At 41.5% G+C, this 11,549-nt stretch carries 9 protein-coding genes; 5 read left to right on the top strand and 4 right to left on the bottom strand.

Annotated elements, in window-relative coordinates; all coding sequences use genetic code 11:
- Positions 1 to 10: 10 nt before the first annotated feature.
- The 4 genes from K7X70_RS00160 to K7X70_RS00175 form a co-directional block, all read right to left on the bottom strand.
- Positions 11 to 676: an ABC transporter ATP-binding protein gene (locus K7X70_RS00160; protein WP_222535190.1), complete on the bottom strand. Its 666-nt coding sequence runs from the start codon at positions 674 to 676 to the stop codon at positions 11 to 13.
- Between the two features lie 12 nt (positions 677 to 688).
- Positions 689 to 2,164, bottom strand: a complete 1,476-nt coding sequence (locus tag K7X70_RS00165; protein WP_222535191.1) for a TolC family protein — start codon at positions 2,162 to 2,164, stop codon at positions 689 to 691.
- A gap of 5 nt (positions 2,165 to 2,169) precedes the next feature.
- Positions 2,170 to 3,417 carry an efflux RND transporter periplasmic adaptor subunit gene (locus K7X70_RS00170; protein WP_222535192.1) on the bottom strand — a complete coding sequence of 416 codons (1,248 nt, stop codon included), beginning with the start codon at positions 3,415 to 3,417 and terminating at the stop codon, positions 2,170 to 2,172.
- Positions 3,418 to 3,567: 150 nt separating this feature from the next.
- Positions 3,568 to 5,046 (bottom strand): gluconokinase, encoded by a 1,479-nt coding sequence (locus K7X70_RS00175; protein WP_222535193.1) that lies wholly within the window; start codon positions 5,044 to 5,046, stop codon positions 3,568 to 3,570.
- Between the two features lie 117 nt (positions 5,047 to 5,163).
- Here K7X70_RS00175 and K7X70_RS00180 point away from each other — a divergent pair, with 117 nt between their 5' ends.
- From K7X70_RS00180 to K7X70_RS00200, 5 genes are all read left to right on the top strand, one after another.
- Positions 5,164 to 5,715, top strand: a complete 552-nt coding sequence (locus K7X70_RS00180; protein ID WP_255606841.1) for an RNA polymerase sigma-70 factor — start codon at positions 5,164 to 5,166, stop codon at positions 5,713 to 5,715.
- A 50-nt stretch (positions 5,716 to 5,765) separates the two neighbouring features.
- Positions 5,766 to 6,413, top strand: coding sequence for a hypothetical protein (locus K7X70_RS00185; protein ID WP_222535195.1), 648 nt, complete (start codon positions 5,766 to 5,768; stop codon positions 6,411 to 6,413).
- 32 nt (positions 6,414 to 6,445) lie between these two features.
- Complete coding sequence (locus tag K7X70_RS00190; protein ID WP_222535196.1) at positions 6,446 to 7,720, top strand: DUF4374 domain-containing protein; 1,275 nt, start codon at positions 6,446 to 6,448, stop codon at positions 7,718 to 7,720.
- A gap of 149 nt (positions 7,721 to 7,869) precedes the next feature.
- Positions 7,870 to 10,278, top strand: coding sequence for a TonB-dependent receptor (locus K7X70_RS00195; protein ID WP_255606842.1), 2,409 nt, complete (start codon positions 7,870 to 7,872; stop codon positions 10,276 to 10,278).
- Positions 10,279 to 10,298: 20 nt separating this feature from the next.
- Complete coding sequence (locus K7X70_RS00200; protein WP_222535197.1) at positions 10,299 to 11,522, top strand: DUF4374 domain-containing protein; 1,224 nt, start codon at positions 10,299 to 10,301, stop codon at positions 11,520 to 11,522.
- Positions 11,523 to 11,549: the final 27 nt, after the last annotated feature.

The following is an 11,549-nucleotide window of genomic DNA, read 5'->3' on the forward strand; positions in this document are numbered from 1 at the left end:
GCTATCCCCCTTATTGTACTTGTGAACCATCAAACAAACGCAATAAGCGATGTGTACGCTGCGCCATATTCGGATCATGGGTCACCATCACGATGGTGGTTCCATCTACCCGATTCAATTCCAAAAGAATGTTCATGATTTCATTCCCCATGGCACTGTCCAGATTTCCTGTGGGCTCATCGGCAAGGATAATTTCGGGCCTGCCCACAATTGCTCTGGCAATGGCTACCCGCTGTTTTTGTCCGCCAGACAATTGCGTTGGAAAATGGTGAATCCGGTTACTTAACCCTACCTTTTCTAATGCTGCAATGGCCAGCATTCTTCTTTCTTTAGCACTTGAATTGCGGTATAATAAAGGTAATTCCACATTATCGACTACCTGCAAGTCATTGATCAAATGATAACTCTGGAAAATAAAACCAATCTTGCTGTTCCTGAAGTTCGCCAGTTTACGGTCGTTTAAGGATAAGGTTTGCTGATTACCGATCAGTATATCTCCTTTTGAAGGGGCATCTAATAAGCCCATCAGGTTAAGTAATGTACTTTTGCCACAGCCTGAAGGGCCCATAATGGACAAGAACTCCCCTTTATCCACCTTAAGGTTGATGTTGTTTAAAGCCTGCGTTTCTACAGTATCCGTACGGTATACTTTTTCAATATTTTTTAATTGTATCATAGCTATATAAGGTTATAGTTTTATTTTCTCATTCTTCTCAAAATCGAAAAGTGACAAGAAACGCAACTGGTAATAGGCGCCCCAAAAATCACGTAAAGAATTGATATAATCGCGTTTTGCCTGATCGTTTTCCTGAAAAGCGATGCTCAGGTCTGTGATGCTCAAATCACCAAGCACATAGCGTTCTTTGGCGATCTGATATTTTTCAGCAGCAATCTGCTCTGCACGAGCATTGAGTACTAACTGCCCCTTCATCATCTCAAACAGGTTTACTTCTGTGATGATTTTTTGTATAAAATTCTGCTTATCCTGAGCCACGGCATATTGTGTGAATTGCTGATTGGCCATGGCTGTCTTCTTCCTTGATTTTTGTCGGCCCCAATCCAGAATGGGGATTTCTATAGCCAGTTCCAGCAGCTGCTGGTCTTTAGGATTTTGATAGACACTGCCGATACTTCTGCCGCTTTTTGCAAAACCCAGGTTCGCATTTACCGTGGCATTGATCCCGTTATCACCTTTTGCTTTCGCTACATCGCGCTTGGCTTCTTCCAGCTTACGGCCGAAAGCAATGGCATCTGATCGGTTTTGAAAAGCTTCCGATAATGCTTTCTCCGTGACCACAGTCATCGCCACCGTAGATTTTGGCAAAGAAAGTCTGATCTTATCTGTGTTTTGCAAACCCGTATAAGCTTTAAGATTATAGGTTGCCATTTCCATATCGCGTTTAGCAATTCCTACTGCTTTTTCTGCTTTTAGGGCTTCCAATTGCAGTTGGAGTATCTCATTTTTGGAGACTTTTCCCATTTCAAATTTGGTGTCTGCAATTTTCTGGATAGCGTTGGTATTGCTCAAATTTGTTTCTGCGATTTGCAGATCTACCTGAGCGAGCAGCAGGTCAAAGAAATACGTGCTGGCATTGATAGAAATCTGCTCCATACTTTCAATATAAGCCTGCTGACTTTCATTGTATTTTAAGGGTTCAATTCTGCGGTCCCATTTTAAAGAATTAAATTGGAATAGTGGCTGTACCAAACCAACACCATAAGGGACGCCGTTATACAGCGTATTGTTCCGGTCAAAATCATCAAAGCGCTGCAATGACGTAGTGCCATAAATGGTTCCGCCAGTTTGTGAGATCCGCTGACTAAATGATAAATCAAGGGAAGAATTGTTGTTGTGTACCGACCGGAAATCTATCGTTCCATCCGGCTGCTGCACGGAAACAGAGGATTTACTATAGCCCGGCAATATCCCTTTTAAAGAGAGCTGCGGCTGGTAATTGGATTTGTAAGTCATAAATTCCCAATACCGGGTTTCTTTTAAAGTTGCCGCCTGCTTTGAAGCAATAGATTGCTCCTTTGCCATGGCCACTACTTCTGTTAATGCCAATCTCAGTGTATCAGCAGCTTGTGCCGAAGCCATTTTTGAAGAAAATACGATCGCTGTGCAAAGCGATACGATAAGGAAAAAGTGGGCTCTAGTCTTCATTTTCCTTATTTCTTTATGGTGATTTGACTGCTATTTTTAAAAGAACTCATGTCGGAAATGATCACCATATCGCCTTCTTTCACCTGGTCTTTCAGCTCCACGAAATCGAAATTGCTCAGGCCAATCTGCGCGATTTTTCTGGTCGCCACTCCGTCTTTTAACACATAAATATATTGCGAAGGTGTACCGCGGAAAGCAGGGCCATTACTCACCCGTAACACCTGCTGGTGTTCGTCGGTTACCAGAAAAACATCTGCTTTTAAATTTGGTCGGAAGAGCTTATGGTGACTGCTATCCGGTTTGATGTCAAATGAGACTGTTGCATTCTGTACGGCAGGGTAGATATTTACGACTTTCCCACGTACTTGCTGATCTCCGATACGGATAATGGCGGTCATCCCATTTTTTAAAAGATTCAGGTGCTGATCAGAAATTGTGCCCTTTACCTTAAAGCTGGAAAGGTCTGCGATTCTGGCGAGCACCTCCCCCGGCTGTACTGCTGCACCAATATTTTTATTGACCCAGGTCACTACTCCATTTCTGCTGGCCGTAATATCTGCTTGCTGCAGTTTCTTCTGCAATACTTCCAGGTCATTTTGCTGAATATTTGCTGCCAGCTCCACTTCTTTAATTTGCAGGCGCATACTTTGCTGCTTGCTATTGATTTCGTTTTCCAGCTGCTGTTTCTCCAGCTGGGCGACTTTTAAATTCAGCTCTGCTTGTTCTACATCTTCGCGCGTTCCCCCTCCTGCTTTTAATAAACGCTTGGCATTGTCTACAGAAGCTTTCAGGCTGTTGATGCGCAATTGTTTGATGTCGTTGTTCGACTTGATGTCGTAGAAACTCTTATCCAGATTCAGCTTAATTTTGCGAATGTCATTCTTTCTGGACTCCAGCTGGAACTTCAATTTTTCAAAATCCATTTGCGCCGCAGATTTATCTAAGGTCAGAATAGACTGCCCGGCTTTAATCTGACTTCCTCCATCTAGCAATACTTTCTGAATCGAGGCTGCCAATGGGCTGCTAATTACTTCTTCAAACTCTGGCAACACTTCTCCCGCAGCATTAATCGTGTTTTCGATATTTCCACGATCTACCAGGGAAGTTGTAATTTCCGAAGCATAAACGGTGGTATTCATGATCGCGCGCAGCACAAAAATCCCACCGGCCACCAGCACAATCCCTATCAATACATACAGCAGACGCTGCTTTCTTTTACCTGATAAAACCGCCTGTTCGATATTTTTGTCCATTTAATCTATTTTCTTGGTCATTCCAAAGGACATGCCACAGTTAAATAACTAAACTTCAATTAATTACAGATTTTCAGGAAATAAAAAGCGTTCGGTATCGGACAAGTTGCGCGATATCAAACAAATAGGTGAGTTTTGCAAGCTCCTGTTTTATATAACTTTATTTTCTGGCAGGTGGTTAAAATTTGCCAATTGATGCATGCTCTGTTTTAGTGAGGGATACAATTGCTGGTAAATACCAAACAGCTGCTGATAAACTTTGTGATTTTCTAAATTTGGTGTAATGCGTTCTTTTGCGCCTTTAGATGCTGGATAATCCTGAGATAAACCAATCGATTTAACCGCCAGATAGGCTGCTCCGATTGCCGAAGCATCTTCTGTTTGAACCAGTACGATCTCTTTCCCGCAGATGTCTGCCAGGACTTCCATCCATATCCGCGCATTTACAAAACCTCCGCTGACATGAAGTTCCTTAACCATTTCCGGGTTTGGTGCAATAGCCTGCATGACTTCATTTAGCGCATAACAAATTCCCTCCAGGACTGCCCGGGATAAATGCCCCTGGTTATGGGAAAGCTGAAGGCCGAAAAATGTTCCACAGCTCTCGGAATCCCATATTGGAGCCCGCTCCCCGCTAAGGTATGGTAGAAAAAGTAGCCCCTTACTGCCTGCTTCGGCAGTTTTTATCTTTTCGAATAAAGCCTTATAATCCGCCGCTAACAATTCAGTTTTGCCGAGTACATTCTTTAACAGCCATTGCAAGGCGATCCCCCCATTATTTACAGGACCACCACAAATATAGGTCTGTTCGTCTAATATATAACTGAAAGTCATCGCCTGTGTATTGAAAATTGGCTTCGGACTAGAGATCCGCACAGCGCCACTCGTTCCAATCGTTAATGCCGCCAGACCTTTTCCATTAGCATCACTCCCCAGGTTTGCTAAGCATCCGTCGCTGGCACCCACCACAAAAGTAATCCCTTCCTGGTTTTTCTTTTGATACCCAGTACTTACTGGTGCTGATAAATGTGCTGGAGTAATTCCAGCCAGCAGCAACGCTTCTTTACTCCAATCCAGTATTTCCCAATCAAACAAACCCGTGCAAGAAGCAATAGAATGATCTATCTTAAATTCTTTAAACAACTGATACCAGATGTATTCTTTGATGGAGATAAATTTATAGCTGCGTTTGAATAATTCCGGCTCATTTTCCCGCCACCAGATGATTTTACAAAGTGGCGACATCGCATGGATTGGGGTTCCGGTTTGCTGATACAGCGCCATTCCTGATTCGGATTCCAAGATGCGCTTGGCGATGTCCGAGCTTCTGGCATCTGCCCAGGTCATCATTGGCGCCAATGGATTTCCATTTTCGTCCACACTGATCATGCTGTGCATCGCGCTGCTTAAACCAATTGCTTCTGGCTGCCCGCCCATACGTTTTTTCATTTCTGAAATACATTGCTGGAAAGCTTCCCAAATCAATACCGGATCCTGCTCAGCATATCCGGCTAACGTTGAAAATGAAGGGTAATGCTTTTGAACTGAATCGATAGGTTCGTAATTCAGATTTAAGGCCACTGCTTTAGTACTTCCCGTTCCAATGTCGATCCCAAGAATATATTTCATGTCACAAAATAGAAAGAAAAATCTACAAGCGGATTCTCTTTTCTGAAATCGGCATTACCGCAAACTATTTGGATCGGTTATAAATAACTCTATATTTGCAGGCATTCGCCTATTAATTTGTCAGAATCAGCCACATATCATTCTACCGAAACGATTATAATTGATGAAAATTCTTTTTTTCAGTTGTATGAATACTATTGGAAAAAGTTATATCAGATTGCCTTAAAATATCTTGGAGATCAGTTTGAAGCAGAAGAAGTGGTTCAGGAGTTATTTACCTCGTTATGGCAGCGCAAAGATACCTTAGTATTAAAACGGGAAACGGTAGAGCACTACCTGGTGAGATCGGTACGCTTTAAAATTGCGAGAATCTATAAAGATGAGCTCAGAAAGGCCGGTAAGATTAACGAGCTGAAAGCAGATCAGGTTTCTTTTCATCATGGGACAGAAAAACAGGTTTTGTATCATTTCTTGAAACAGGATATTGAGAAACTGGTGGTCTTATTACCTGAACGCTGCAAAGACATTTATAATTTAAGCCGCGAAAGAGGATTGAACAATAAGGAAATCGCTTTAGGGCTTTCCATATCCGAGAAAACAGTAGAAAATCAATTGACTAAAGCATTATCATTTCTGCGCAATGGTCTTAAAAAATACCCGAGAACATAAGATGAATAGGGGAAAGCCAGCGCAATTGATAATATATATAAAACTAAGCCATGAATCCTGACTTATTAAAAAAGTGTTTATCTGGCAAAGCATCTGATGCGGAGTGGGAATTATATCAGCACTGGATCAATGGCGATGCCGCAGAAACTGACCTGGAAGAACTGGATCAGGATATTGAGCCGGTTAGGGATCGGATCATGGGCAATATATTGAAGAAAAACGAGCAGCATCGTCTTCAGGTCGATAGGAAAAGAACATGGGCTGTTGGTATTGGTATTGCGGCCAGTTTATTTTGTGTCCTTTACCTTTCTTTTTTATTTCATAGTGGCCCAGAATTGCAGCAGTCGCAGGTATACCGCTATGAGGATCAGTCTGCTCATTCGGAAAACAACTTTAATGGCATCGTGGTACAGCTGGCAAAAAATAGTGAGGCGAGTTTCAACCAGCAGAGCAGTGCCAACATCAACCTTCATTTTCTAGGATCGGTAATGCTGAGCAATCGTTCTTCTGAAGACCAGCACATTACAGTTCAAAACCATAAAGACGAAGTAAAAAAGATGTGCCTTCGTAAAGGACATTCCTATTTTTTAAGTTACTTAAACTTTAAGTTTGAGGAGATTATCATGGTGGATCGGCAGAGTATGAACGACATACCTCCTGCCATGGCTATGAACATGCAACAACAATTCGATCTTTAATTTTTACTTTGAACTCCTCCCCATCAAAACGTATGAATCTCCCTGGCTCAAAATACCTGCGTTTCCTTAAGTTCAGGCAAGCCCTTGTCCCAGACTTCAGACCATTGAGTTTTCCTGGGTTAAAACCACTTTTTTTTAGTGTTTTATTCGGATTTGCTGTGCTTTTATCTTTGTCTGCTTGTCAGCACAGCACTAAAGATCTGGGTTATAATTATGGCCTGCTCAGCTATGACAGCCTGGAAAACAAGGCTTACCTGACTACGGTTAACTCTTTAATGGATACTCAGGAGATCGGGCCAAGAACAGCAGTTAATTTCAACGGATTTATTCTGGCTCAAAAAGACTCCAGGTATTTTGTAATGGACCAAGAGCAAAAGGCTTTTGTTGCCTATCAAATAGGTGAAAAAGGAATCAGAGCGGTGGCAAAGATTTCCATGAAAGACATTCCCTGGGAGCCCTACATGTCTTGGGTAAACTGGGTAAATCCACATACCATTCTGATTGGTACCGTGAATCACCATAAATTCAATTACCTGGAGATTGATCTGGATGCCATGAAAATTAATCGGCAAGGCCGCTTAAATGTCCCGGAGACTGCTTTGGAAAATAATTATGTAGGGGTATCCGGACAATTGGTCAATCATAAGCTTTTTGTGAGTTATACTTTTCAAAAGGGTATGATGAGAGAACATATTGTACCCTGTGAGGACACAATGTACATGGCACAATTCAGTTACCCGGAATTGGAATTGCAAAACACTGCAAAGGATGATCGAACTACCTGGCCCGGTTCTTACGCAATATTAGCGCCCAATTCCATGGTTTTTCAAGATCAGGTTTATGTTTTAGGACAACCTGGAGGTAGAACAGGGAACCGAAAAGGCACGCCTTCTTCTATCTTGAAAATAGACACCAAAAAAAATATATTTGATCCTGCTTATAATTTTCAAATCGCCGATGGCAGCCAGGAAGAAGCTTATACGCTGCAGAATCTTGGGGATGGACTAGCCCTAACGAGTGTAGTTTCTTTAAATAAGGTGCATAGTTTCGAAAATTACATGATCAACCGGGTGGCAAATTATGTGCTGTTAGACCTGAAAAACCAAAAGAGAACAAAACTCGATCTTCCTGACGTTCAGTTAGAGTGGATCTTTAATACGATATGGGATGATGATTTCGCCTATATCTCCGTTTACCAGCAAGACGGAAACAGCCAGATCTGGCAGTACAACCGCAAAGATGCGACGCTTAAAAAAGGACTCCTGATTAAAGGCGCCATTTTTCGCATCAACAGGTTAAAAAACTAAACAAAAAAAGCTTATTTAAAAATATTCTAAATAGCGTAGGGGAAAAGTGCGACTTGTGCTAATTAGTATATAGAGGGCCATACAGTTCGTACCTGTATGACCCAAAACCCTAAGATAGGGTTACTCCTAAATCGAAACATCTAAAAGTAATGCAAATTAAGAAAATCTTGCTAATGGGCATATTATGCGCTAGCGTATTTTGTGTGCAAGGACAGAAATTAAACAAGAGCAGCATCAAAGGACAGGTGTCTGACGATCAAAAAGAGGGCATATCCACCGCCACAGTCAGGCTATTCCCCATCAACAGAACCCAGGCTACCGATCAGAAAGGCAAGTATGACCTGACTGGCTTAGCCGCCGGAAACTATACTATACAGATTAGCGCTATCGGTTTTAAAAAGATAGAGCAAAAGGTCAGCATCAAAGAAAATCAGGATCTGCTCTTGAATTTCTCCATGAAAGAAGCCCAAAATAATTTAAATGACGTTTCGATTTCTGGAAAAACAGAATCACGCAAGGCTAAAGAAGCTGGTTTCGCTGTGAATTCAATCGACTTAAAACAATATGCGAACACCACCAACGACCTGAATCAGATCCTGAACCGTTCTGCCGGTGTGAAGGTGAGAGAACAAGGCGGTTTGGGTTCGGACTTCGAATTCTCCATTAACGGTTTATCAGGAGGACACATTAAGTTCTTTATTGATGGGATCCCTATGGAATCTTATGGAAGCGGTATGACGCTCAATAACTTCCCTGTAAATCTTGCAGAACGTGTAGAAGTGTATAAAGGAGTGGTTCCTGCTTACCTGGGCTCAGATGCTTTGGGTGGTGCAGTAAATATCATCACCAAAAAGAATAAAGGGAAATCTCTTGACCTCAGTTACAGTGCGGGTTCCTTTAATACCCATCGTGCAGGCTTAACAGGAAGTTTTACCGATGATAAAACTGGGATTACGACCAATGTAAGCTCGTATTACAACTATTCCGACAATAATTATTACATGTATAACAATCCATCAGCCAATGCGCTGATCGAAATTCCAAAAAATGGTGGTTATGAGCAGGTAGAGAAACTCCGCCGTTTCCATGACAATTATGAATCTTTTATGGGACAGGTGGAAGCCGGTATTTCTAATAAAAAATGGGCAGATGTATTTGTAGCTGGAGTGACTTATACTTCCAATTATAAACAAAGACAAACTGGTGCAACTCAGGAAAAAGTGATTGGTAAGGTAACAAGTGATGGTTATAACATCATTCCATCTATTCGTTACCGCAAAGAAAACCTGTTGATCAAAGGATTATCGGCAAGTGTATTTGCCAACTATTCTGCCAATAAAAATATCCTGACCGACACCAGCGGGAATGAATTCTTTTGGGACGGCAGCTCAAAGCCTAGAGGTACAAATGGAAGTCTGGGAAGTGAGCTGTCTGGAGAAAAAAAATCTATTGCCCATTTTACCGGTAATAACATTCTGGCACAACTGAACCTGGGCTATATGATTTCCCAAAATCACATGATCAATCTGAACAACAACTACAACAGTTCTTATAGAGAAAGTTACAATGAGATCGACCCTTACAACCACTCTTACGATAAGTCTAACCGCTTAAATAAAAACATTACAGGACTTAGCTATCAGCAACAGGTATTTAATGGCAAGCTGACGAACAATTTCTTCGGGAAAATGTACGGTCTAAGTGGAAAAACTTATGATAAAGATGGCAATGGCACCAGCAATAATAAGCAGTATTATGGCTATGGAATAGCTTCCAGCTTTAGATTCAGCCCTGTGATCGGGATGAAAGCCTCTTATGAACATGCTTACAGATTACCTGGCCTGGTAGAATTATACGGTGATCGGGAAGTGGTGAGAGGGAATCCGAATTTAAAACCAGAGAGCAGTAATAACTATAACCTCGGGCTGTTTTTCGACAAAAGAATAGGAAAAGGAAAGATCTGGGCTGAAGCATCCGGCTATTATCGCGATGCAAATGATTACATCTCAACAGGGAAATCTGCAGCCAGTAACGACGGCAGTTATGCAGAGTATAGTAATACTGACGGAATTATCATTAGGGGATTTGAAACAGAGGTTCGCTATGATTACAACAACCTATTCTCTGTACTGGTCAACATGACTTATCAAAGTGCAGTGAACAGACAGCAATATGAAAAAGGAGCTGTGCGCGAAAACATACTTTACCTCAGTAGGGTACCTAATGAGCCTTGGTTATATGGAAATGCAGATTTCAGCATTGGAAAAGACAATCTTGTTGGTAAAGACACCAGAGTTCAATTTAACTGGTTTACCCAATTTATCAATGACTACTCTGTGACCTGGTCTAAACTAGGTGATAAAACCACCAAAGCATATATCCCTCGTCAGTTTGTACACAATGCTACCCTGACTTATTCTATGCACAAAGGCCGATACAATGTATCGCTGGAAAGCAGAAACTTAACAAATGTGATCGCTTACGATAAGTTTAAACTGCAAAAACCAGGCACTTCATTCTTCATCAAATTACGCTACGCCATTTCGCAATTCAATTAAAATAAATATAATCTATGAACATGTTTACTACAATTAAAACAAGACTATTGGTTCTGGCCACAGCATTGGTCTTTATCTCTGGCCTCTCTGCCTGCAAAAAAGACAATAAAGGTGGCACTACTGACGAAAAAGTAAACGGCGAATATGCCGTGATCTATTCTGTTGGTGACGACAGCTACCTGTTAAATATCAACTCATTAACGGAAGGAAAAGTAAGCCCGAAAGGAAGCGGGATTGATGTTTCACAGATCTTCACCTGGGGAGAAAACATCATTCAAAAGGGAAGATATTTCTATTTCCTAAACCCAACAGGAAGATTCAGCAAGCATTTATACCAGGATGGTAAGTTAACGAAAGAAGGCGAAATTCCTTTTACTGCCTTCCCCAGTCCGTATGTAGGCTGGTCTTTATGGCTGGATAATAATCAGGTGATGTTTGGCCCAAGAGGAAGTAACCTATATGCAATTATCAATGTGAGCAGCATGACGATCGTAAAAAGTGGTGAATTTGACCTCCCAAGTGTTCCTGCAGGACATAGCAGAAGAGTTTATTCGGCATTTACCAGTGGAAATAAAGTGATGATCGGTTATGGATTATACAATGAAGTGACCCAATTGACCACTGACGAGTCTTACCTGGCATCGATGGACCTTCCATCTTTAGCTAATTTTAAAGTAACCAGCAAAGACGGTCGTTCTGCTCCTGCAGGTCCGCTAAGAAATGGTTACTTCGGTCAGTTTGTGGACAATGGTAATGACTACCTATTGACACATCCTATGCCGATGTTAGGTGGTAATAAGCCAAATATGCCTACTGGTTTCTTTAGAATTAAAGCTGGAACTGATACTTTTGACCCGAATTATTTCTTCAATATTTCTGCCCTGACAAATGGTGATAACCAATTGGGCGTATGTTATGTTGGAAACGGAAAAGCCATTCTTGCGAATGCAAAAGATGCTAAAAACAGAGTAAAAGAAAAAGACGACTGGTGGTATGCTGACATGTGGGAATACCTTGTCGTAGATGTAAACGCACAAAAAGTGATCAAAAGATTAGACTTTCCGCCTTTATTGAACTCCCGCTCTGCGATTGTTCTGGATGGGAAAGCTTACATCGCAGTAAATGATCCTAAAGCAGATGCAATTTATGTATATGAATACGATCCAATTGCAGATACGCTTAAAAAAGGTTTAAGAATAGACGGTGGATCTGACAATACCCCAATCCTTTATAAATTAAATTAACAGCGTTTCTCCGCTAATGTTGATAGA

The sequence above is a fragment of the Pedobacter polysacchareus genome, from assembly GCF_019802255.1.
In the GTDB taxonomy this organism is placed as follows: Bacteria; Bacteroidota; Bacteroidia; order Sphingobacteriales; family Sphingobacteriaceae; genus Pedobacter; species Pedobacter polysacchareus.

What these genes read in the sequence shown, in the direction of transcription:
- K7X70_RS00160 (WP_222535190.1), bottom strand. Translation starts at nt 676, where the DNA reads ATGATACAATTAAAAAATATTGAAAAAGTATACCGTACGGATACTGTA.
- K7X70_RS00200 (WP_222535197.1), top strand. Translation starts at nt 10,299, where the DNA reads ATGTTTACTACAATTAAAACAAGACTATTGGTTCTGGCCACAGCATTG.
- K7X70_RS00190 (WP_222535196.1), top strand. Translation starts at nt 6,446, where the DNA reads ATGAATCTCCCTGGCTCAAAATACCTGCGTTTCCTTAAGTTCAGGCAA.
- K7X70_RS00185 (WP_222535195.1), top strand. Translation starts at nt 5,766, where the DNA reads ATGAATCCTGACTTATTAAAAAAGTGTTTATCTGGCAAAGCATCTGAT.
- K7X70_RS00175 (WP_222535193.1), bottom strand. Translation starts at nt 5,046, where the DNA reads ATGAAATATATTCTTGGGATCGACATTGGAACGGGAAGTACTAAAGCA.
- K7X70_RS00170 (WP_222535192.1), bottom strand. Translation starts at nt 3,417, where the DNA reads ATGGACAAAAATATCGAACAGGCGGTTTTATCAGGTAAAAGAAAGCAG.
- K7X70_RS00165 (WP_222535191.1), bottom strand. Translation starts at nt 2,164, where the DNA reads ATGAAGACTAGAGCCCACTTTTTCCTTATCGTATCGCTTTGCACAGCG.
- K7X70_RS00195 (WP_255606842.1), top strand. Translation starts at nt 7,870, where the DNA reads ATGCAAATTAAGAAAATCTTGCTAATGGGCATATTATGCGCTAGCGTA.